21 protein-coding genes are annotated in these 23,472 nt (G+C 49.9%); 5 read left to right on the forward strand and 16 right to left on the reverse strand.

Annotated elements, in window-relative coordinates:
• Positions 1-45: 45 nt before the first annotated feature.
• The 3 genes from fadJ to IO95_RS04780 form a co-directional block, all read right to left on the reverse strand.
• On the reverse strand, positions 46-2,205 hold the full coding sequence (gene fadJ / locus IO95_RS04770; RefSeq protein ID WP_023491244.1) for a fatty acid oxidation complex subunit alpha FadJ: 2,160 nt from the start codon (positions 2,203-2,205) through the stop codon (positions 46-48).
• Complete coding sequence (fadI, locus tag IO95_RS04775) at positions 2,205-3,515, reverse strand: acetyl-CoA C-acyltransferase FadI (RefSeq protein ID WP_023491245.1); 1,311 nt, start codon at positions 3,513-3,515, stop codon at positions 2,205-2,207. Before fadI ends, fadJ begins: the two co-directional genes overlap by 1 nt.
• Before the next feature lie 323 nt (positions 3,516-3,838).
• Positions 3,839-4,135, reverse strand: a complete 297-nt coding sequence (locus IO95_RS04780; protein WP_023491246.1) for a YfcZ/YiiS family protein — start codon at positions 4,133-4,135, stop codon at positions 3,839-3,841.
• A 475-nt stretch (positions 4,136-4,610) separates the two neighbouring features.
• On the opposite strand from IO95_RS04780, the gene fadL reads away from it, so the two are divergent.
• The gene (gene fadL / locus IO95_RS04785; RefSeq protein ID WP_023491325.1) at positions 4,611-5,933 is read left to right on the forward strand and encodes a long-chain fatty acid transporter FadL; all 1,323 of its coding nucleotides are present in this window, start codon (positions 4,611-4,613) and stop codon (positions 5,931-5,933) included.
• Between the two features lie 75 nt (positions 5,934-6,008).
• Here fadL and mlaA read toward each other — a convergent pair whose 3' ends face one another.
• The 10 genes from mlaA to ccmA all read right to left on the reverse strand — a co-directional run bounded on the left by mlaA (position 6,009) and on the right by ccmA (position 13,877).
• Positions 6,009-6,770: a phospholipid-binding lipoprotein MlaA gene (gene mlaA, locus IO95_RS04790; RefSeq protein ID WP_023491326.1), complete on the reverse strand. Its 762-nt coding sequence runs from the start codon at positions 6,768-6,770 to the stop codon at positions 6,009-6,011.
• Between the two features lie 33 nt (positions 6,771-6,803).
• Positions 6,804-8,015, reverse strand: a complete 1,212-nt coding sequence (ccmI, locus tag IO95_RS04795) for a c-type cytochrome biogenesis protein CcmI (protein ID WP_023491327.1) — start codon at positions 8,013-8,015, stop codon at positions 6,804-6,806.
• Positions 8,015-8,482, reverse strand: a complete 468-nt coding sequence (locus tag IO95_RS04800; protein ID WP_023491328.1) for a cytochrome c-type biogenesis protein — start codon at positions 8,480-8,482, stop codon at positions 8,015-8,017. The genes ccmI and IO95_RS04800 overlap by 1 nt, the downstream gene beginning before the upstream one ends.
• Complete coding sequence (locus tag IO95_RS04805) at positions 8,479-9,030, reverse strand: DsbE family thiol:disulfide interchange protein (protein WP_023491329.1); 552 nt, start codon at positions 9,028-9,030, stop codon at positions 8,479-8,481. The genes IO95_RS04800 and IO95_RS04805 overlap by 4 nt, the downstream gene beginning before the upstream one ends.
• 2 nt (positions 9,031-9,032) lie before the next feature.
• Positions 9,033-10,997 carry a heme lyase CcmF/NrfE family subunit gene (locus IO95_RS04810; protein WP_023491330.1) on the reverse strand — a complete coding sequence of 655 codons (1,965 nt, stop codon included), beginning with the start codon at positions 10,995-10,997 and terminating at the stop codon, positions 9,033-9,035.
• Complete coding sequence (gene ccmE / locus IO95_RS04815) at positions 10,994-11,488, reverse strand: cytochrome c maturation protein CcmE (RefSeq protein ID WP_023491331.1); 495 nt, start codon at positions 11,486-11,488, stop codon at positions 10,994-10,996. Before ccmE ends, IO95_RS04810 begins: the two co-directional genes overlap by 4 nt.
• A complete protein-coding gene (gene ccmD / locus IO95_RS04820) occupies positions 11,485-11,730 on the reverse strand; it encodes a heme exporter protein CcmD (protein ID WP_023491332.1) in 246 nt (81 codons plus the stop codon). Before ccmD ends, ccmE begins: the two co-directional genes overlap by 4 nt.
• Entirely contained in the window at positions 11,727-12,464 is a 738-nt protein-coding gene (locus IO95_RS04825) for a heme ABC transporter permease (RefSeq protein ID WP_023491334.1), read from the reverse strand. The genes ccmD and IO95_RS04825 overlap by 4 nt, the downstream gene beginning before the upstream one ends.
• A gap of 121 nt (positions 12,465-12,585) precedes the next feature.
• Positions 12,586-13,245 (reverse strand): heme exporter protein CcmB, encoded by a 660-nt coding sequence (ccmB, locus tag IO95_RS04830; RefSeq protein WP_023491336.1) that lies wholly within the window; start codon positions 13,243-13,245, stop codon positions 12,586-12,588.
• A complete protein-coding gene (gene ccmA / locus IO95_RS04835; RefSeq protein WP_037384112.1) occupies positions 13,245-13,877 on the reverse strand; it encodes a cytochrome c biogenesis heme-transporting ATPase CcmA in 633 nt (210 codons plus the stop codon). The genes ccmB and ccmA overlap by 1 nt, the downstream gene beginning before the upstream one ends.
• A gap of 355 nt (positions 13,878-14,232) precedes the next feature.
• Between ccmA and IO95_RS04840 the strand changes: the two genes are divergently transcribed.
• On the forward strand, positions 14,233-15,918 hold the full coding sequence (locus IO95_RS04840; RefSeq protein ID WP_023491340.1) for a WG repeat-containing protein: 1,686 nt from the start codon (positions 14,233-14,235) through the stop codon (positions 15,916-15,918).
• A gap of 154 nt (positions 15,919-16,072) precedes the next feature.
• Here the strand turns inward: IO95_RS04840 and IO95_RS04845 are convergent, their stop codons facing one another.
• Positions 16,073-16,795: a GntR family transcriptional regulator gene (locus IO95_RS04845; RefSeq protein ID WP_023491341.1), complete on the reverse strand. Its 723-nt coding sequence runs from the start codon at positions 16,793-16,795 to the stop codon at positions 16,073-16,075.
• 284 nt (positions 16,796-17,079) lie between these two features.
• Between IO95_RS04845 and IO95_RS04850 the strand changes: the two genes are divergently transcribed.
• Both IO95_RS04850 and IO95_RS04855 read left to right on the forward strand, forming a co-directional pair.
• Positions 17,080-18,702: an alpha-glucoside-specific PTS transporter subunit IIBC gene (locus IO95_RS04850; protein WP_023491342.1), complete on the forward strand. Its 1,623-nt coding sequence runs from the start codon at positions 17,080-17,082 to the stop codon at positions 18,700-18,702.
• Complete coding sequence (locus IO95_RS04855) at positions 18,699-20,021, forward strand: 6-phospho-alpha-glucosidase (protein ID WP_023491343.1); 1,323 nt, start codon at positions 18,699-18,701, stop codon at positions 20,019-20,021. Before IO95_RS04850 ends, IO95_RS04855 begins: the two co-directional genes overlap by 4 nt.
• A gap of 93 nt (positions 20,022-20,114) precedes the next feature.
• Here IO95_RS04855 and IO95_RS04860 read toward each other — a convergent pair whose 3' ends face one another.
• Both IO95_RS04860 and alaC read right to left on the reverse strand, forming a co-directional pair.
• Positions 20,115-20,324, reverse strand: a complete 210-nt coding sequence (locus tag IO95_RS04860) for a glycogen synthase (protein WP_023491344.1) — start codon at positions 20,322-20,324, stop codon at positions 20,115-20,117.
• Positions 20,325-20,552: 228 nt separating this feature from the next.
• Complete coding sequence (gene alaC / locus IO95_RS04865; protein ID WP_023491286.1) at positions 20,553-21,776, reverse strand: alanine transaminase; 1,224 nt, start codon at positions 21,774-21,776, stop codon at positions 20,553-20,555.
• A gap of 450 nt (positions 21,777-22,226) precedes the next feature.
• Between alaC and IO95_RS04870 the strand changes: the two genes are divergently transcribed.
• Complete coding sequence (locus IO95_RS04870) at positions 22,227-23,471, forward strand: DUF1479 domain-containing protein (RefSeq protein ID WP_023491287.1); 1,245 nt, start codon at positions 22,227-22,229, stop codon at positions 23,469-23,471.
• The last annotated feature ends 1 nt before the right edge of the window (position 23,472 follow it).

Consider the following 23,472-nt stretch of genomic DNA (forward strand, 5'->3'; position numbering starts at 1 on the left):
CTATCCCACGGTTATTATTGAAATTACGGTTAAAAATAGCGCTTACTACAAAGGGTGATAACGCTCACCTTGATCGGCCATACGTAACAGGCTCTCACAGGGAGTAAACCGTTCGCCATAATGATGCTGCAAATATCGCAATGTTTTCACCATCTTCTCTGCCCCCAGCTCATCCATATACCGGAATGGGCCGCCAAGGAAAGGGGGAAAGCCAATGCCCAAGACCGCACCAATATCCCCATCTCGAGCGCAGCGGATCACCCCTTCTTCCAGACAACGGGCCGCCTCATTAAGCATCATCATCACACAGCGCTGAACAATCACCGCATGCTGAATATGCACTTTCGCGGTGATCCCCAACAAAGGGTAAATACTCTTGTCTGCCTGTTTGCGTTGCCACTTGCGCAGGATATTTGTCGGGTAGAGATAAAAACCTCGGCCATTCTTACGCCCTTTGCGCCCATCATTCAGCACTGCGTCCAATGCCGCTGGTGCAGCAAAGCGCACCCCTAATTCCGCCTTAAGAATCGGGGTGATTTTGGTGGCGACATCAATACCCACTTCATCCAGCAACATAAACGGCCCCACCGGAAAACCGAAGTCAACCAAGGCTTTATCCAACGACTCGATCGGTTCGCCTTCCAGCAAGCAGCGCGCGGCTTCACTAATATAAGGCGCCAGTATTCGGTTAACATAAAACCCCGCCCGGTCAGCGACGACTATCGCCGTTTTACCCTGCCGGTGTGCCAAGGCTACGGTGGTGGCCACCGTTTCGTCACTGGTAGTCGCATGGGGGATCACCTCCACCAATGGCATTTTGTCTACCGGGCTGAAGTAATGAAGGCCAATCACCTGCTGTGGCCTGGCCGCCTTGGCAGCAATTTGGCCGATCGGCAACGAGGAGGTATTGGAGGCAAAAATAGTCTGTGGCGCGGCATACTGTTCAATGTCCTGCACCATCTGCTGTTTCAGTTCTATATCTTCAAATACCGCTTCAATCACGATATCAACACGTTCAAAACCGCGATAATCCGTTGAGCCCGAGATCAACATCATTTTTTTCTGACGCTCTGCTGGGCGCATCAGTTTGTTACGCACCCGTTTGCTGAGCAAATCCCAGGTATATTTCAACGCATGATTAATCCCTTGCGCGTTGATATCTTTAATGCGTACCGGCAATCCTGCGCGGATAGCAGTAACGAAGGCAATTCCGCCGCCCATTAAGCCGCCACCCAGAATACCGATGCGCTGTAACTCACGCGGTGTTGCGGTAACGCCATACTCTTTCTTCACCGCCGTTGATGCGAAGAACAGGCTACGTAATGCCGCCGATTGAGATGACATTGCCAGTTTGCCAAAAGCACTGGCCTCTGCCTGATAGCCTTGGCTCTCCCCTTGCTCCAGCCCAATGCGCACCACTTGAATAATACGCTCTGCTGCCGGATAGTTGCCGTGGGTTTTCGCTAGGGTTTTGCTACGCACCTGGTTTAGCAGCCAAGTTCTGGCTAATGGCAAATTAAACGCACGCGCCAACCAGGGTAACCTGCGCGGTGCTTGGCCCGCTTGTTTGACTCGCTCAATGGCCGTTTGCAGCAAAATAGCAGCGGGCACCACATCATCGACCAGCCCCATACGCAGCGCCTGAGCGGGGCGGATATGTCGACCTGTCAGCATCATATCCAACGCCTTAACCACCCCAACCAGACGTGGCAAACGCTGGGTACCCCCCGAACCTGGTAGCAGGCCGAGCTGTACTTCCGGCAAGCCGAGGGTTGTTTTATCATCCTGCGAACAAATACGGCTATGGCAAGCCAGTGCCAACTCTAGCCCCCCGCCCAGGCAAGCACCGTGAATAGCAGCCACTACCGGTACCGGAAACGCCGCAATCTGCGCCAATAGATGCTGCCCCTGCTGTGACAGCTGTTCTGCCTCTTTAGCACTGTGACAGGCGGCAATCATGGTGATATCGGCACCCGCAATAAACGAATCCGCTTTACCAGACAGAATCACTAAGCCTTTCAGCCCCGTGTGCTGTTGCGCAGCCAATAACACCTGACTGATCTGTTCGGCAAATTCAGCCTTCAGGGTATTAAGTTTTTCCCCGGGTACATCAATGGTAATCACACCAATATCGTCAGGTCGCAGAGTCAAATGAAACGCTGAAGGCTGGGCTGGCTGCTCTAGAAAGGTCTGATCTAAGCTCATTATTCCACCTCCACAATCATCGCAGCACCTAATCCACCGGCCGCACAAGCAGTAACCAATCCCAACCCACCACCGCGTCTTTTTAGTTCATGTAGCGTCTGAGTGATCATACGAGCCCCGGTTGCTGCAAAGGGATGACCATAAGCAATTGAGCCCCCCAACACATTAAACTTATCCATATCGACTGCGCCGATCGCTTGTTCACGCCCCAGTTGCTGTTGAGCAAACTCGGTACTGGCAAACATCTTCAAGTTGGCTAGGGTTTGTGCAGCAAAGGCTTCATGCATATCTATCAGTGTAAGATCAGCCAGAGTGATACCCGCTCGATCCAAGGCCAGTGGGGTAGCATAGGCAGGACCAAGCAGCATATCCTGCCTAACATCAATGGCAGCGAAGGCAAAACTACGCAGGTAGCCCAACGGTTGCAAACCCAGCGCTCTAGCCCGAGATTCACTCATCATCAGGACAGCAGCGGCACCATCGGTCAACGGGGTACTATTCGCCGCCGTCACACTGCCGTGTTTACGATCAAACGCTGGTTTCAGGCGGGCATAAGACTCAAGCGTGGAATCTTTGCGGATATTGTTATCTTCATCGCAAGGCTGCTTATAGGGCGGCACATGGGCAACCATCACCTCATCCCGCAGCCCCCCCTGTTCCCATGCTTTGGCGGCTAATTGGTGGGAACGATGTGCAAATGCATCCTGTTGTTCACGCGTAATACCATGGGTTTTCGCCATTTGCTCGGCAGTATCCCCCATACGCAGACCTGTTGAATACTCTGCCACCGCCGGGGGCACGGGCATCAGATCACGGGGTCTTAATTTGCTAAACAGTTTCAACCGTTGTGATAGCGTACGAGCTTTACTCACATCCACCAGGGTGCGAGCCAGTGCCTTACTGACACCGATGGGCAATACCGATGAGGAGTCCGCTCCACCAGCAATACCGATGCTGATGCTACCCGCCATAATACTTTCTGCCACATTGGCAATGGCCTGGAAGCTGGTTGCGCAGGCGCGTGAAACACTGTAGGCATCGGTGTGTACACTCATTCCGGTACCGAGCACAATTTCCCGAGCAATATTGGGGGCTTCAGGCATTTGTATCACCTGCCCAAAAACCAGTTGGTCAATCAATGCCGGATCGATACCACTGCGAAACAGCAATTCACTGACCACGATTTTGCCCAGATCAACCGCCGGTACACCGTGATAAGCCGTAGCCTGTTTAGCAAAAGGGGTACGTAAACCCTGAACAATGGCGATACGATCACCAGAAGCAGTAACCAGCGGCAATGCCTTATTCATAAACACTCCTAAAGAGAGGCCGTTGACACAACGAATCAAAGAGGTCTGACCTGACCCGCACATTGTTAACCAGATAATTACATTTGGCAAAGGGGGAGCGGTGAAAACTGCGAGCAGCAGCAACTTTCCTGCCAGGTAATTCAAGCCATAGCCAGTAAGTTGAATGACAAATCCCGCCATAAGCCGATTTAAATACGACCTTTCGGCAAGCTTCCGGGAACATGCTCAGAATAGGATTACTAATACGTTGAATAACGCAGGCGCTTGGGGCACAAGAGCAGACCAGGGAGTCTGCTCTTGTCTAGGCGGATAGAACTATGGGATTAACGTAATCCGAGTTGGAAAATCAGCGTTTCTGCCTGGCAGGTAAAAGTAAAATCAGCATCCAGTTGCACGCCACCTTCAACCGGTTTGATCTGGCTGCTAATGTCACAAGGATCAGACTCAACGCTACGCGCTTTCTCTGTCAATGCCGCCAACGCTTTTTCTGCCTCAGGTTGGGTGGCAAACACCTGGCTATAAGAGGCGGTACAATCGGTGTTATCCATCACTGTACCGACATCCACACAGCAGCAAGCCGCAGTTTCCTGAGCACTACATTTGTTAATTGCATCTGACATAACGTAAACCTCCTCACAAACCGCATATTGCATGCGGATAAATAGTTATTTGATTCTGTTAACTCTCGCCAAGTTATTAGCGCTATTTTACGCTTCAGACCCACCAATCACTAGATTTACTTTTCATCTCTATTTTTAACTGGCAAATAGCGTACCAGAACTCTCAATTATTGTTCTAACGCTTATTGTTCTGTCGCAAAATAGCGCATTGAACAGGTTCAATCTGGCCAAGTCGCTCCCTGGTTAAATAACCATCACCGGTTAAAATAAGCCCCTTTTTTGCAGTACAGATCTCTTTTTTGAGATCATATATGCAACATTTGGCCGTCAACATTGCGCTATTTTAATAAATCAGACTTATAATTCAGCACTGGTCCGATTTGTTGATATGGCAATGGACTATTACACTGGTACATTCGGTGTTACACCGTGTAACATTATCCAAATAATAAACCTATAAGACGAGGTTTTGGTCATGAGCCAGAAAAACCTGTTCGCTAAATCAGCGCTCGCCGCTGCAGTGGCAATTATCTCCTCCAATGTCTACGCTGCCGGATTCCAATTGAACGAGTTTTCTGCCATTGGTTTAGGCCGCGCTTATTCTGGTGAAGGTGCAGTGGCTGATACCGCTGCGTCAGCAAGCCGGAACCCGGCAACCATGATGATGTTTAGCAGCCCAATCATCTCTGGTGGTGCCGTATTTATCGACCCTGATGTCAATATCACCGGTAGGTCACCTTCCGGGCAGAGCCTTGATGCCAAAGATATCGCCCCAACCGCCTGGGTGCCAGATCTGCATTATATTCAGCCACTGAACGACCAATGGGCAGTCGGTGGTTCCGTCACCAGCAACTACGGTTTGTCGACGGAATATAGTGACAATTACCCCGCGGGCTCCGTTGGGGGAAACACCGAGCTGACGACACTGAATCTAAACCTAAGTGCTGCTTATCGGCTGAATCAGAATTTCAGCTTCGGCTTGGGCTTTGACGCCGTGTATGCTGACGCCAAAATTGAGCGGCACGCCGGTGATTTACCGTTACTGATCGCCGGCTCCGGGAAACTACCGCCCGCTTTAGCTGGCCAAGTCGCGCAACTTCCTGCTAATACACAAATTTCTCATCTGGAAGGCAGCAAATGGGGTTATGGCTGGAATGCCGGTATTCTGTATGAAATGGATGAGAACAACCGTTTTGGCTTCACTTATCGTTCTGAAATAAAAATAGATTTTGATGGTGACTACAGCAGTCAACTGCCATCGGCATACAATGGCCTACTGCAGCAGCTCGGATTACCAATGGGGACTGACGGTAATACCATCCCGGGTTATCTCACCTTGAATTTACCCGAAATGTGGGAGCTCTCTGCTTATCACAAAGTGGCACCACAATGGGCAGTCCACTACAACATGACCTATACCAGTTGGAGTCAGTTCCAAGAACTGAAAGCCACTGGCAGTGGCGGTAATACGCTGTTCTACAAGCATGAAGGCTTCCGCGATGCTTACCGCATGGCGATCGGGACTACCTATTTCCATGACGATAACTGGACCTTCCGCACCGGTATCGCCTTTGACCAAAGCCCGGTACCCGCTAATAACCGAAGCATCTCTATTCCAGACCAAAACCGCACCTGGTTAAGTGCCGGGGCAACTTACGCCTTCAATAAAAACACCTCGGTTGATGTCGGGCTGTCCTATATGCATGGCCAGAAAGTCACCATCAACGAAGGGCCTTACCGTTTTGAATCCGACGGTAGCGCCTGGTTATACGGTGCTGGAGTCAACTACCGTTTCTAATGGTTCTTAAGGTGCAGTACAGAAAAAAACGGCGGATTATCCGCCGTTTTTTATATCCTCTGTTCCGTCAAACACCTACGGAGCAGAGTCAATCTCATCCAACTCGCCCTGAATTACCTTGGCATTTGGGTTCACTTGCGATTGAAGTTTTCCGCCGCGCGACAGGAAGTCGTTGCGCTGGAAGTAGGCATCACGCACCATCAGGTAAGGATCAGAGGAGTTGCGCAGCAGTCCGTCAGAGTCCAACAACTGGGCACGGGTTTCAACCCCTTCAACCACCCATTTGCCCGCCGACATCCAGAAAGTGAGATAGCTCAGCACCGGGTAAACGCTGTCAGCCCAATCGCCACCATCTTCACGTATCGTAAAGCTGCCATAGACCGGCAAATGGACATACGGGCCATAACCAACACCATAATGCCCTAGCGTGCTACCGAAACGGCGTGGCTCTTCACGTGCCAGTTTCGGGTTAGCCATTCCTGCGACATCGATAAAGCCCCCCATTCCCAGCAAGGTATTCAAGAAGAAGCGGTTGAAGTGGATCATGCCTTGATAGGGGTTACCACGCAGAAACTCGTTCACCATGCTGGCTGGCTCTTCCAGGTTGCCAGTAAAGTTGCTCAGGCCATTACGCGCCGGGGTGGGAACATAATCTCGCCATACCACTGCCACTGGGCGCACCACATACGGGTCCAGCACATTGTAGTTGAAGTTAAACATCGCCCGGTTAAAACCTTCCAGCGGATCGGATCGTCCTTGAGGATCACTACTAGACGAACTGGCGCATCCAACTAACAGCACCGTTGCAAAAGCCAACCCAGTCAGGCGAAAATTCATATCTTTTCTCCATCAAAAACCATTGTTTTTTTGTCAGGGAACCTGCTTGTCTATCTGAACGCTGATCGGTTCCTTATCGTTCACGGTCTGCAGCTCACTTTCACCAAACCACTCCCCCGGTTGCGGGGTAGCCAGTCCATCACCGGAAAGGCGAACATGCACCTTCACCTGCTGCAGAGCCGAAAGCTGGCGTTCTGGCATCATAGCGTCACTGTCATCCAACGTAAATGACTGCGGGAAACGGCTGAGAGCCAACTTTTTAACCGCCACTGGCTGCGGATTTTCCCCATCAGTGACCGAAACCATTAGCGTTCCCTGTGGAGGTAAGGCTTTCGCGGCTTCTGGCGACAGGGTAACATTAACAGCAATGTTACCCAGTTGCCCACTCATCTGACGTTTTGCTTGCTCCATACTGCGTTTTATTATTTCTGTTCGCGTATCGTTAGCTGGCAACAATTTTAACATTAACTGCCATGTGCTGATGGCTTGCGGGTAATCTTGCTGTTCAAAAGCATTAAATGCCAGCAGACTCAGCACCTGCACATTAGAGTGATCTTCTGCCACCATCTTGCGCAACATCTCTGTCGCCTGTTTATTGTCAGCCGGATCGCCTGAACGCATCAACACTTGAACATAACCCAAGCGCACGTCCATATTATCTGGGGCCAGACGGTAAGCATGAGCAAAAGCCTGTGTGGCGGTGGTTGCGTTATTCAACGCCATACCAATGCGACCAAGCAAAATCCAGTCGTTAATATTGCGGTCATCATACTGTAAGGAGGTGCGTAGTCCCAGACCAAGACGAGCAATCTCTTCGGTACTCAACGGGTTAGCCTGCTCATCAGCCACTCGCTCACGCAGCTGTGGCAGTTGCTGCTCGACTTGATGCCAAGCCGCCACCTGAGTCAATCCTCCGGTTTTCAGATAAAAACCAACCGCGACCACGACCAGCAGTACCACACCGGGCACCAACGCCCAGCGGCTGATAGCACTGCCCTGCACTGGCGGTTGCTCGGGTATATCCTGTAACAGGTTCTGCTGTAATTCCTTTATCAGTTCACTGGGTTGAGCCACCACGCCTAACGCTTCATCCTGCATCAGTTCATCAAGATGATGCTGATAAAGCGCTTTATTCAAGGCATCTCGATTAACCGCCTCGTTCACTTTACCGCGCCGTAGTACCGGCACCACCAGCAAACAGGCCGCACCCGCTAACAACACTATGATAAGCAACCAAAAAGTCATTAGGTTTTCTTCCTGTCACGCTCTTCCAATAACCCGGCAAGACGCTGCTGGTCAAAGTCCGATAATTCTGGTTTATCCTCAACGCCGCGACGATGACGGGCCTTCAGGATCACCACACTGCCGCCAATCAAGACAAGCAAGAGTGGCCCAATCCACAAGATCAACGTCGCAAGCGTTACCGGGGGATCATAAGTAACAAAATTGCCATAGCGCGCGACCATATAATCGATGATTTGCTGTTTGCTTTGCCCCTGCTGCATCAATTCATACACTTTGGTACGCATATCCGCCGCAGTAATGGCGTTGGAATCGGCAATGCTATTGTTCTGGCACTTTGGGCAGCGTAACTGTTCTGTCAATTGGCGATATTGCTGTTCCTGTTCCAGGGAGTCGAATTGGTAGGTGTCGATCGCCGCAAACGCGTTCCAGCTCAGAAACAGCGCCATCAGCCAGGTGGAGAATCTCATGCATCCCCCCCAAATTGCCGATACAGGGGTAACACCTCTTGCTGCCAGATGCGTTCGTTCATATCACCTGCATGGCGATAGCGAATAATCCCCTCGCCGTCGATCAGGAAGGTCTCTGGCGCACCATAAACCCCCAGGTCTAACCCCAACATACCGTCACCATCGTATAAACTCAGGGCGTAAGGGTTACCCAACTGCTGCAACCAGCGTACTGCTTGACTACGGTCATCTTTATAATTCAAACCGACAATACGTACCCCCTTGGCAGCCAGCGTATTGAGATACTCATGTTCCGCCCGGCAAGTAGGGCACCAGGTGGCCCAAACATTGAGTAGCATCGGCTTACCCTTATGCAACACCGCCTGATCAAAGGTTTGCCCAGGATGTTCGAGTGATTCAAGCTTGAACACCGGCACCGGCTTGCCAATCAATGCCGACTCCAGCAGGGTAGGTTCCTCCCCTCCGGCATTACGCATTAGTTGCAACAACAGCGCCAGTGCCAATAAAAGAAACATAATTAATGGGATAAAAAGTAACTTACGTCTCATGGCTATTCCCCGCTGTTCTCGGCAAGCTTTTGCTGTTTACTGATACGGTAACGTGGGTCAAGAAGACACAACACTCCACCCAATGCCATAAATAGGCCACCAAACCAGATCCAGCGCACAAAAGGCTTATAGTAAAGGCGTACCGCCCAAGAGCCATCATCCAGCTCCTCACCTAACGCCGCATAAAGGTCACGCGTCAGGCCACCATCAATGGCCGCTTCCGTCATCATGCTACGCGCGGTATTGTAGTAACGCTTTTCCGCCCGTAAGGTCGCTTCTGGTTGATCGTTACGAGTGACGTCAATAATCCCGACACCACCGGTATAATTCGCCCCTCGGATGTCATGCACATCACGGAAGGTAAAGCGGTAGTCACGAATTTCCACGCTATCACCCATGCGCATGCGCACATCACGTTCGATGCTGTAATTCTGGCTAAATGCAATACCGATCACCGTCACCGCGACCCCCAAGTGACCCAAGGTCATGCCCCAATGGCTGCGCGGAAGGCAGCGCAAACCGCGCCAGAAACCATGGCGATGGGTGGCCCGCTCATGCAGTTCCAGCAGCGTTAACAGGATCACCCAGAACGCCATCACCAAGCCAACTACGGTCATCCCGGCAATGCTGTCTTGCAATAACCAAGGAAGTAGAACCGATAACAGCAGTGTTACCACCAGCGCCAATCCAAGACGTCGCCAAAGCTTGCCTGGTTCATCACGTCGCCAGCGAACCAGTGGCCCGATGCCTAATAACAACGCAAAGGGTGCCATCAGCCAGGTAAACATGGTGTTAAAAAAGGGCTCGCCAATAGAAATACTGCCTAGCCCTAACTGTTTATGTACCAGTGGCAATAAGGTCCCTAACAGCACCACTGACATGGCGGCGATCAACAAGACGTTATTACCCAGTAAAAAGGTTTCCCGTGAGAAAACCTCATGCTGTACCCGGCTACGTACCTGCCCGCCCTTCACGGCATACAGCAGCAGTGAACCACCAATAACAATCACCAGGTAAGCAAGAATAAACATCCCGCGCTGCGGGTCTGAGGCAAAAGCGTGGACCGACACCAGCACACCGGAACGCACCAGAAAGGTACCCAATAAGCACAGTGAAAAAGCGGCAATTGCCAGCAACACCGTCCAGGCTTTAAAGGAGCCACGCTTTTCAGTTACCGCTAATGAATGAATCAACGCGGTACCCACCAACCACGGCATAAAGGACGCATTTTCTACCGGGTCCCAGAACCACCAGCCGCCCCAGCCCAATTCATAATAGGCCCAGGCCGAACCCAGCACGATGCCCAGTGTCAAGAATACCCAAGCGGCCATGGTCCAGGGCCGAGACCAGCGTGCCCAGGCCGTATCAAGCCTGCCCGCCATCAACGAAGCAATGGCGAAGGCAAACGCCACCGAGAAGCCAACATAACCCATATATAATAAAGGGGGATGGAAAATCAGCCCGATATCCTGCAGTAAGGGGTTTAGATCGGCACCGTCGATGGGAAAATCAGGCAAAGTACGTACAAATGGGTTAGAGGTAACAATAATAAACAGCAAAAAGCCGACCGTTATCATCCCCATCACCGCCAAGACCCGGGCGACGGCATCAGGTGGCATCCGCTTACTGCAGCAGGCCACTGCCAGCGACCAACCACTTAATAGCCACACCCATAACAGCAGTGAACCTTGGTGGGCCCCCCAAGTCGCTGCAATACGGTAATAGACCGGCAGTTGGCTATTAGAGTTAGCGGCTACATAAGCCACGGTGAAATCATTGGTGATAAACGCATACACCAGGCAGAGGAATGCCAAGGTTATTGCCGCGCTCATGCCATAAGTTAACGGGCGAGCCACCGACATCATTCGGCTATCCTGCCGCTCAGCGCCCCAGAGTGGATAGATGCTTAATAACAGTGAAATCGCTAATGCCAGGCACAGTAGAAAATTACCCACTTCCGGTATCATGGCAGGTTCTCCCCTTGAGGCTGGCTGCTATAGTTGGATGCAGGGCCTTGATGGTTCTGTTGCATCGCTGCGGTCACTTCTGGTGGTGTGTATTTCTCGTCATGTTTTGCCAGCACTTCACTGGCATTGACAACATTGCCCTCGCCTAATACGCCTTGCGCGACAACCCCTTGCCCCTCCCGGAACAAGTCCGGCAGAATACCTTGGTAGGTCACATCAATGGCGCCATGAGCATCATATACTTTGAAATTCACCCGTAAGCTGTCCTGATCACGCTTAACCGAGCCAGGCATCACCATCCCGCCAATGCGCAAACGCTGACCCACTTGTGGCTTTTCATGCTTCTGCCCCTTGCCTTGTAAAATTTCACTTGGGGTATAAAACAGATCGATATTGGCACGCAGCGCATACAGCAACAGCGTGATAGTCAGCGCGATACCCATGACGACCACTATCGCCAGGTAGAGGCGGCTTTTACGACGTGGATTCACAATGATTTCTCCTGTCGATTGGCGGATTGCGGTACTGCCATTTTTTGATTTGATTGACGAATGCGCTGTTCACGGGCGGCCTGACGCCGTATCTCCACCAACAGTTGCTTACGTTGCCATAAGGTATGAGTGAGTAACCCTAGCAATGAGAGCAAGGTAACCGCCACCGCCAACCAGACGTAGAACCCATAGCCCCCCATAGCAAAAAAGTCCGACCAGGAGTTGAATGCCGCGCTACTCATGACTGACGCTCCCGATTAATCAACGCGATAACCCAGGCGCGCTGGCGCTCATGAAGCAGAATCAGATTACGCAAACGCATCAAGGTAAGTGTGATAAAGAACAGCAGATAACCGAAAATGGCCCAACGTAATGGTGTGCGCATACTTGGCGCAATACTTTGCTGCATATTGGTCGATCCTTGATGCAATGTGTTCCACCATTCAACGGAGAAATGGATAATGGGCAGATTGACCACCCCCACCAGCACCAGAATACCCGCAGCACGACCAGCCAGACGACGATCATCAAAGGCATTGTACAGGGCAATAATGCCTAAATAGAGGAACAACAATACCAGCTCCGAGGTTAAGCGCGCATCCCACACCCACCAGGTGCCCCACATCGGTTTGCCCCAAGCGGAACCGGTAACCAAGGCGATAAAAGTGAACACCGCCCCAACCGGCGCCATGGCCGCCACCAAGGTATCGGAAATTTTTATCTGCCATACCAGGCCGATAAACGCCGCAGCCGCCATGGAGGCATAGATCCCCATCGACCAGATCGCCGCCGGGACATGGATATACATAATGCGGAAACTATCACCTTGCTGATAATCCTTGGGGGCGAAGCCAAATCCCCACACCCAACCTATCAACAGGCAAAGCCCCCCCGCGATGGCAAACCAGGGAACTAAGCGCCCACAGAGAGAGTACAGACGCTCTGGATGGGCAAATTGATGTAACCATTTCCACATTATCTTTTTTGCTCACGGTAAAGAATTATTCGGTGGCGGCCCTGGGTAGTAGGGTTATAACCACGCCACATCAATGGATACTCAGGATCAATGTATCTTCACAATCAATGTATGCTCACAATCAATGTATGCTCACACGCAACGCCGCCGCAGTAGCGAAAGGCGCCAACGTGATGCTGCCTGCCAACATCGCCCCCAGGATAGCCAGATAACCATCTATGGGCATGCCCATGGCGGCAGCATCAATGGCCGCCGTAGCAAATATCAGCACCGGGATATACAACGGCAGAACCAACAAACTCAAGAGTACCCCCCCTTTAGGTAGCCCCACGGTCAATGCGACGCCAATCCCCCCGACCAAACTCAATACTGGCGTACCCAGCAACAAGGTCAGCGCCATCGCCCACCAGGTATGCATATCCAACGACAACAACAGCGCGACCAAGGGTGAGAGTAATAACAATGGCAACCCGGTAACCAGCCAATGGGCACAGACTTTGCCCAACACCGTCATCGCCAGAGGGCTCGGCAAGAGTAATAACTGTTCCAAAGAGCCATCGAGGAAGTCATCACGGAATAACCGCTCTAAAGAAAGCAGTGACGCCAGCAGCGCTGCTACCCAGATAATACCCGGTGCAATGCGCGCCAGCAGTTGCGGTTCCGGCCCTACCCCCAACGGAAACAGGGTAATAACAATCAGGAAGAACCATAACGGGTTAACAATCTCGGCACCTTTGCGGAAAGCTATTTTCAGTTCACGCCGCAGGATGATAAAAAACATCAAGAACTCTCCGCGCTTGTTGCTGCCAGGCGAATTTTCCTTACCGCCGATGGGGTACCAATCAGATCTTGGTGGGTGGTGAGTATTATCATTCCCCCCTGCTGCCGATGTTGTTCAAACAGTGCCACCAGTGCAACGACACCTTGTTTGTCTATTGCCGTTAAAGGTTCATCCAGGATCCACAGTGGTTTATGACTCAACCATAATCGCGCCAGCGCCACACGCCGCTGTTGCCCGGCTGAAAGTTGCGCCACCGGCAAATCTTCATAGCCCGTCAACCCCACTAGCTCCAGTGCCTGCCAGACTGCGCCAGGCTCCGGCTGTTGATCAACGGCTTGATAAAATTGCAAATTTTCAAATGGGGTTAACATAGATTTAACCCCTGGCTGATGCCCGAGAAATAGCAGTTGCTGATGATAGTTGCTGCGGTGGTAGCGCGTATTTTCCCCTTGCCAACACACCTCACCACTCTCTGGCTGCACTAGCCCCGCCAAAATGCGCAGCAAGCTGGTTTTACCCGCGCCATTAGGCCCTTCAACCTGGATAATCTCCCCTGGGCTCACTAAAAAACTGAGCCCGTCAAACAAGAGACGTTGATCACGGAAACAACTCAGGCTTTTAGCTTCCAGCATGGGGATTTTATACTCCTCTTTAGATTGCCAAATAATAACATAGGCCATTGAGTGCTCGTAGCCCGTACCCTCATGCAAGGCTACTCCATTAGGGGTAATATCGGGTACCAGATCAAAGTTGTGCAGAAAAAACCCGCTACGTTGGCGGCTGTTTGGGTACACCGCCACAGAAAAGTGGGCAAAAGGTCTGTTTGAACCTACCGAACAAGCCCTCTGCCCAGATGATGCTAGTGTGGTGCAGTGGAGCATGAGTGGAGGGATGGAGCTCCCTAAGCAACTCGAATAATTTAGCGCATAGACAAACTGCCCAACCTGCTGAGAAAATTTGGATAATAGGAAATTCAGGAAATTGAAAATGGAAAAAAAATTACCCGGTAAAATAGGACGATGGGTTAGCTTGGTTTTGATGCTCATGGTTTTTGGGGCCAATGCCGAAGAGAATCCACTGACCGTAAAAGAGAGCACTGAAGAGAGCATTGACAATATCGCCACGCTATCAATGCCTGAAGCTGAGAGTAGCCTGAATGATCTGATCAGTGAGCTCGGTCACTCCATTAACAGACTGGAAAGAAAACGGGGAGCAGCCTCTGACTTCTTTGACGCGACTGATCGTAAAATGGAAATCAGCCAAAAAAAGCTTGACTCATCCATTGAATATGAAGAACCCTTTACATTACTCACCAGTCAACAATTGACTGAACAGCTCAATTTACTTAAAAAGCAACCGATTAAATTCAAGCAAATACTCTCATCCGAAAACTCTAAGATCCGCTTTTCTGATCAAAATCTCGATGATCTGGTTGGACTGACTTCCTCCTTAGCGGAATATAAAATTACCCATCTCTATTTCAGCGATGGCAGCGAACAAAAATTTGCCCCGACAATTGAAGATCCGTCCATTGCGGCTGATGGTTACCAGGAACTTAGCAGCCCATTAACACTGACAACCAAAAAACCCTTAGATCGCATGGTAATGGACGTTCGTTACTCTTTTTATCCCTCTTACCAAAAAGTCGTCCTAGACAAAGATAATAAAAAAGTCACTAACGATGATGGTTCAAGCTATGAGTTGATTGGTATGCAGGAGGGGATGGTTGCATTGCAATTCACCCTACCCCTGTCAGCCACTTATCTGGTAGAGGGCTTGACCGCTGGCGGGAAATCATTGCGAATGCCTGGCAGCACTACCCTTTCTGTCCCTTCTAAAGGGCAAATAGAACAGCTCAAACTTTACCATCAAGCTTTGGTTAAAACCCGGGACAATATTAAACAGTTCGCTGATAGCAACAGCTTGCAGCAACATCTGGAAAAAATCTCTGCAGAGTTTAAAAACGACCCTGAGGATAAAATACTGATACTAAAGAACCTCACTTTTGTTGCCCAACCGCAATCCGTGGTGCTCTATATCCTCCCCGAAGAGCAAACACGTACTGTTAGCCAAAACTTCGCCAACAGCCTGGCTAAGCAAGATTTATACATCGCCAAAGATGATGCGACCGACAAGTTTGGTTTTATCGATAAACGTGGCAACTGGGTCATCAAACCGCAGTTTGCTGTTATCGAATCTAACGATCTCAACATCAAAGGTATTTACCGCGTGCATAATGAAAATCCATCTCAAAATAATGAAGATTCATCCTGGCTTATCTCCAGCTATATCTCGGTCGATCCCAAAACGCGCCAGATAATAAAAATGCCGTTTGAAAGTATCTTGGAGAATGTTGGCGATGACCTGTATCTGGTTCAGAAAACAACCAATGGCAGTTATGGGCTCTACAATTTCCGTACCCGGCAGTTTGTCATTCCGATGAAGTTTGTTAATCCCAAAATTGTTAACGGTCTCTTTATTGCTTCACTGGGAGAGAAAACGGATGATTACCAACGGAAATATGGTGCTTATACCCTAACGGGCAAACCCATTCTGCCACCCAATTATTACCGTATTGAATACCTCAATGGTTACCTCTATGCGACACCGAAACAAGAGGGTCAGAAAGAGGTTTACACACTACAAGGTAAAAAAATCAATCCCCCAGGCTAAACGGTTGTTGGCAGCTTTATCGATGCGAATGGTAATCGGCTCAAACGATCTAAAAACCCGTGATCCTGATACAGGATAACAGTAGGAAATGGGGAACCGTTAGGGTTCCCCCTATTAGGGGAGCGATTTACTCTCCAGCTTTAATATTGACAAGTTAACGTATATCACGGCGCGGTGACTCGCGCCGCAGGTGATAATCCACCTGGTACTCACTGGCATTACGGAACATCACCGAATAGTTAAGAAATTGGCCATTATCGCTGTAAGAAAGGGAGGTAATTCTTAAAATCGGTGTTAGCGGTTCAATATTGAGCAACGCGGCCATTTTTTTATCCGCCAATACTGGTGTTAAACTTTCATAATTACCGCAAATAACTATTTGGCACTCATCTTCAATATAAGTAAATTTTGACCCTTCCAGATGCGCTAGCGACAGATTGCGAAACAGTTTTACTGGCATATAACTGTCTTCTACCATCAAGGGTTTGCCATCTACTGAACGGACACGACGTGAATAATAGATCCGCTCATCAATCTTGATACGTAGCTGACTGGCAATGGCCGGTGGCGCTGGCATGACCACAAACTCCAGCACTTCACTGATCACCTGCTTGCCCTGATTTTTCATCACTTCAATAAAACCCGTCAGATTGGTGGTTTCATGATGCACATCTTTTTGTGCAACGTAAATACCGCTGCCATGGCGCCTGACCACCAACCCCCAACTTATTAATAAATCTACAGCCTTACGGATCGTCATACGCGAAACGTTAAACTCCTCTGCCAGGCGTTTTTCACTCGGTAACGGGCTGCCAATGTTGTAATCGGCAGAGTTCAAACGAATTCGCAGTTGATCGGCAATGGATTTGTAGATCATCAGCAGATCTCTTTTAACCAAAAAATCATCAGGTAATATTCCCTATAAATATTTATTAAACAGTTAATTATACTTAATTTTGCTAACCCACTTTCTAAGTTAAAATTCTTTTGTCTAGAAAATCATTAAAAATTAGACAACTTTGGCGCAATAAAAACCATGCGTGCGATCACGAATCGCCACAACTGACCAAGCTATATCACTGACCACTTCTTATGCTCCCCCCAGCTTCATACTAAAAAAACCATCAATAATTATTCAGGTTGTTACATGAGGATTTAAGTATGCTCAGTCAAATACAACGTTTCGGCGGCGCCATGTTCACCCCAGTGCTGCTATTTCCTTTTGCCGGTATGGTGGTGGGTATCGCCATCATGCTACGTAGTCCGATGTTTGTTGGTGAGGCGCTGGCAGACCCCACGCATTTATTTGCACAAATTGTTCATATCATTGAAGAAGGGGGTTGGACGGTATTTCGTAATATGCCGCTGATATTCGCTGCAGGCTTGCCTATTGGTTTGGCTAAACAAGCTCAGGGGCGCGCTTGTCTGGCGGTATTAGTCAGTTTTCTGACCTGGAACTACTTTATTAATGCCATGGGAATGACCTGGGGAAGCTACTTTGGCGTAGACTTCACTGCTGAACCCACCGCCGGCAGCGGCTTAACCGTCATCGCCGGGATTAAAACTCTCGATACCAGTATTATTGGGGCTATTATCATTGCCGGGTTGGTCACCGCCATCCATAACCGCTATTTCGATAAACCCCTACCCGTATTTTTAGGTATTTTTCAAGGCAGTTCGTTTGTGGTCATTATCGCTTTCCTGGTGATGATCCCTTGTGCCTGGTTGACGCTGCTAAGCTGGCCCAAAGTCCAACTGGGTATTGAGTCTTTACAGGTTTTTCTGCGTAGCGCAGGAGCCCTTGGGGTCTGGGTTTATACTTTCCTCGAACGTATTCTGATCCCAACAGGTTTGCACCACTTTATTTATGGCCCCTTCATTTACGGCCCGGCTGCCGTAGAGGGGGGGATTCAGGTTTACTGGGCGCAGCATCTGCAAGAATTCAGCCAAAGTACCGTGCCGTTAAAAACGCTGTTCCCCGAAGGCGGTTTTGCCTTGCACGGTAACTCGAAAGTGTTCGGTTCTGTCGGTATTGCGTTGGCACTGTACTTCACCGCCAGCAAAGAAAATCGTATCAAGGTTGCGGGATTATTGATCCCTGCCACCCTCACCGCCATGTTGGTTGGCATCACTGAACCGCTGGAATTCACTTTCCTGTTTATTTCACCAGTGCTCTTTGCTGTCCATGCCGTTCTCGCCGCCACCATGGCAACCGTGATGTACCTTTTTGGCGTGGTCGGCAATATGGGCGGTGGCTTACTTGATCAGTTCCTGCCACAGAACTGGATCCCGATGTTCCATAACCATGCCTCGATGATAGCCACACAAATAGGTATCGGTATCGCGTTCACCGGGATCTATTTTGTGGTCTTCCGCACACTGATCCTGCGCTTTAATCTGAAAACCCCGGGTCGCGAAGAGAGTGAAATCAAGCTCTACAACAAAGCTGACTACCAAGCTGCACGTAAACAAACCACCGCGATGGCAAGCCAAGGCGCTAACAACCAACAGGCCGCTGCTTTCCTGCAAGCTCTAGGAGGAAGTGACAATATTTCCAGCGTCAATAATTGCGCCACTCGCTTACGTATCACCTTGGTAGATATGGCGCAAACCGCCAGTGATGATGTCTTCAAAGCACTGGGGGCACATGGTGTGGTGCGTCGCGGCAATGGTATTCAGGTCATTGTCGGCCTGCATGTTCCTCAAGTCAGGGATCAAATTGAAGCCCTGATGAAAACTATTCCTATTCCCGAAAAAACAACCATGATGGAGGCTATATCATGAAAAAATTCTCAGTCGTTGTCGCTGGTGGTGGTAGTACCTTTACCCCCGGTATTGTCTTGATGTTATTAGCTAACCAGCACCGTTTTCCGCTGCGAGCGATTAAATTCTATGATAACGATGGTGCACGTCAGGAAACCATTGCTGAAGCCTGCAAAATCATTCTGCAAGAACAAGCACCAGACATTGAATTCAGCTATACCACCCACCCACAAGCCGCTTTCAGTGATGTGGATTTTGTGATGGCACATATTCGGGTGGGTAAATACCCGATGCGGGAAAAGGACGAGAAAATTCCGCTCAGTCATGGCGTTGTCGGCCAGGAAACTTGCGGCCCAGGGGGGATCGCCTATGGGATGCGCTCCATTGGCGGTGTTTTGGAGATTGCCGATTATATGGAAAAGTACTCCCCTAATTCCTGGATGCTCAATTACTCCAACCCGGCGGCGATTGTTGCCGAGGCTACGCGCCGGCTGCGCCCTCAAGCCAAAATTCTCAATATCTGTGATATGCCGATTGGCATTGAAGCCCGCATGGCGCAAATTGCCGGGTTGCAAGACCGCAAGCAGATGCGCACTCGCTACTATGGGCTGAATCACTTTGGCTGGTGGACGTCTGTCGAAGATCTGGCAGGCAATGATTTAATGCCGAAAATTCGTCAACATGTAGAAAAATTCGGTTATGTCCCACCAACAGACCATCACGCCACCGAAGCCAGTTGGAATGATACCTTCGCAAAAGCGAAAGATGTGTGGGCCTTGGATCCTACCACGCTGCCGAACACCTATCTGAAGTATTACCTGTTCCCCGATTACGAGGTGCAACATGCCAACCCGCAACACACCCGGGCAAACGAGGTTATGGAACACCGTGAAAAACAGGTCTTTGGTTCCTGTCATGCCATCATTCAGGCGGGGAAATCCTCCGCAGGTCATTTGGAAATTGACGAACACGCTTCCTATATTGTTGATCTGGCCACCGCTATCGCCTTCAACACCCAAGAACGCATGTTGTTGATTGTGCCCAATAATGGTGCCATCAATAATTTTGATCCTGAAGCGATGGTGGAGATCCCTTGTCTGGTGGGAACTAACGGGCCAGAGCCCTTGGTGGTGGGGAATATACCGCAATTTCAGAAAGGTTTGATGAGCCAGCAAGTGGCGGTGGAAAAACTGGTGGTCGACGCCTGGGAACAAAGGAGTTACCTGAAACTGTGGCAGGCGATCACCTTGTCTAAAACGGTACCGAGTGCTTCAGTTGCCAAGGCTATTCTTGATGACCTGATCGCCGCCAATAAGGAATACTGGCCAGAGCTACACTAAGCACTGTTAAGTAAGCACTGTTAAGTAAGCACTGTTAAGTTGTGTTAGGAAAAGGCCCCGAAGGTTATCCTCGGGGCTTTTATACAGAATTGCCTAGGCTGTCTGCGATTGCTTTTTATAGATAGAGCGGTAGTGATTAAGACGCTCTAAAAAATTATCGCACTGTTCAGGTGACATATTACCAGCCACACCATTAGCATCGATTTCACGCCCTTGAAACTCTAAGAATGCTACTGTAGAAGCGAGAAAATCCATGTTGCTCGTATTTTTTGCGTAAACGTAACACTTTTCCAAGGTTTCCATTGCCTCCTCCTGAACGTTTTACAGTAAAAAAACAATGTGTTATCACTTAGATGCTGATAGCTCACAAAGTAAGCTACAGACATAATAATACTCTTACTGAATAAAAAATATACACACCCTGTACAATTCAGTAAAAAAAGCATAGTTCAAAATCGGAACCCTGCCACACAAAGATTCTCGTTCATTACCGGAGGCTGTCTACCCTTGGCTATCGTCTGGTATAACTGATTACGCGGTAGACGATTTGGCGGGTTTGATCAGCCCATCAGCCCGGAACATCGCCTTGATGCCACGCACCGCCTGGCGGATACGATCCTGGTTTTCAATCAACGCAAAGCGTACATGGCTATCGCCGTAATCACCAAAACCAATTCCTGGTGAAACGCACACTTTGGCCTCTGCCAGCAAGCGCTTGGCAAATTCCAGTGACCCCAGATGAGCGTAGGGCTGTGGAATTTTCGCCCACACATACATCGAGGCTTTGGGGTTCTCCACCATCCAACCGGCTTCGTGCAACCCTTTCACCAATACATTACGGCGCTGACGATACTGCTCGGCAATATCCAGCACACACTGTTGATCCCCTTCCAACGCAGCAATAGCAGCCACCTGCAGTGGGGTAAAGGTACCGTAGTCGTGGTAGCTTTTAATCCGCGCCAATGCACTGACCAGTTCTGGATTACCCACCATAAAACCAATACGCCAGCCCGCCATATTGTAGCTTTTTGATAGCGTAAAGAACTCTACGGCAATCTCTTTGGCACCGGGTACCTGCATAATGGAAGGGGCCTTCCAGCCATCATACACAATATCGGCATAGGCCAGATCGTGAATCACCAACACATCGTATTGCTTGGCCAGTGCCACCACGCGCTCAAAGAAATCCAGCTCAACACATTGCGCCGTCGGGTTAGACGGGAAGCCAAGAATCATCATTTTTGGCCGTGGAATGGTTTCACGAATGGCCCGCTCTAATTCACCAAAAAAGTCGCCCCCTTCCACTAACGGCACCGAGCGCACCTGAGCACCGGCAATCACCGCACCGTAAATATGGATCGGATAGCTGGGGTTTGGCACCAACACCGTATCCCCATGGTCAAGGGTCGCCAACATCAAATGTGCCAGCCCCTCTTTCGAACCAATGGTGACAATGGCTTCACTTTCAGGGTCGATATCCACCTGATAGCGCTCCTGGTACCAGTGCGAAATGGCCCGGCGCAAACGAGGAATACCCCGTGATGTTGAGTAGCCATGGGTATCTTCCCGTTGTGCTACCGTGCAGAGTTTTTCAACAATATGTGGGGGTGTTGGCCCATCCGGGTTACCCATGCTGAAATCAATAATATCCTCACCGCGACGGCGTGCAGCCATTTTCAGTTCAGAAGTGATATTGAAAACATAAGGAGGAAGACGTTCAATCCGTGTGAAACGGCGTGGGTTGTTATCAGACATAAATACCTCAAAAGACGTTAGCGCCCGGACCATCCGAGCGACGTTGACCACTGAGTGGCCAGCGTTTGAACATATCCCACCGCCGTAAGGCTGTCGAGTCCCCCCAATAAAAATTTTTTCCGGCTTGATACCACGGCTCAGCAGCGCTGTATCCCTTAGCCAGGCGTTGATGACCAACAGGCTTTTTGCACTTAGCCCCAGACTGAGAATAAAGATTGACGAAACCCTTGCCAAAAACTGACATCAGTTTCGAATAACGAAAACAGGGAAGTTATGAATGAAACACTTCCCTTTATTTCCCTCTAATAAAACCGGATAATGGTTAACGTAAAAACAACAAAACATCAACCTTCTCTCTGTATCCAGTGCATTCAAGTTGAGGTCAAACTCCCCGCGCCTTAAATGGCAACGGGTATGCCCTCGCTCAAAGACCACCCAAGGAGAACACTCATGGCTTCCTTACTTATCGATAACATTCCTGCCGCAATAAACACGGTCAAACAGCAGTTACGCCAAGCGCTACCTAACTACCGTGAAGTCTTCCTGGCTCTGGAAGATGATATTCGCCAGCAGGTTGAGCAAATCCGTCAGGAACTGGCAAATGGTCAGCAGGCGGTTCCTCAGCTTGATGCTGAAGATATTCTCCAGCATCGCGTCAGCGAGCAACAAATCGCATTAATTAAACAACGCGGCGTCTGTGCGATTCGTGGTGTATTTCCACCAAGCCAGGCGGAAAACTGGAATCAGGAGATCGGCGACTATCTGGAGCGCAATAACTTCGTTGAGCGGCTAAAGAACGCCGCCGAAGATAACTACTTCGGTAAACTGGAAGCCAAAAAGCCACAAATATATGGTATCTACTGGTCAAAACCACAAGTTGAAGCCCGCCAGCACCAACGTATGCACGCCGTACAGGTATTTCTCAATAGCCTGTGGGAAACGGAAAGCAACGGTAAACAGCACTTTGACCCCACCCGCGTCACGACTTATGCTGACCGTACCCGTCGCCGCCCGCCAAACTCCTCATCACTGGGGCTTTCCCCGCACGTGGACAGTGGCACAATCGAGCGCTGGCTGGATGAAAATTTCCGCTACGTCTATCGCCATGTATTTTCTGGCGATTGGCAGCAGTATGATCCTTTTGCTGCCGATGGTCGTACCGAAGTACGCGAAATCGCCTCACCGGCGGTGTGTTCGATGTTCCGAACCTTTCAGGGCTGGACGGCATTAACACCACAACGTACCCATGCTGGCACACTCAATGTGGTACCGATCGCCAATGCCATGGCTTATATCCTGTTGCGTGCGTTACAAGATGATGTGGCTGAAGATGATTTATGTGATGCAGCACCTGGGCGTGCCTTGTCGATATCAGAGAAATGGCATCCCCTTTTATTACAAGGATTATCCCCTATTCCCGATCTGGAACCCGGTGATACAGTATTTTGGCACTGTGACGTGATTCATTCTGTTGAAAATGAGCACCATGGTGAATTTGACAGTAACGTCATGTACATTGCCGCAGCACCCGGGTGTAAGAAAAATGATGCCTACTTGCAGCGGCAGTTGCCTAGCTTTCTGTCAGGTAAAACGCCACCTGATTTCGCTGCAGATGATTTTGAAGTGGATTTTATTGGCCGTGCCGGTGTTGAGATGTTGACCCCGCTGGGCAAAGCTCAGTTAGGTATCAAGTAAT

This window comes from Serratia sp. DD3 (assembly GCF_000496755.2).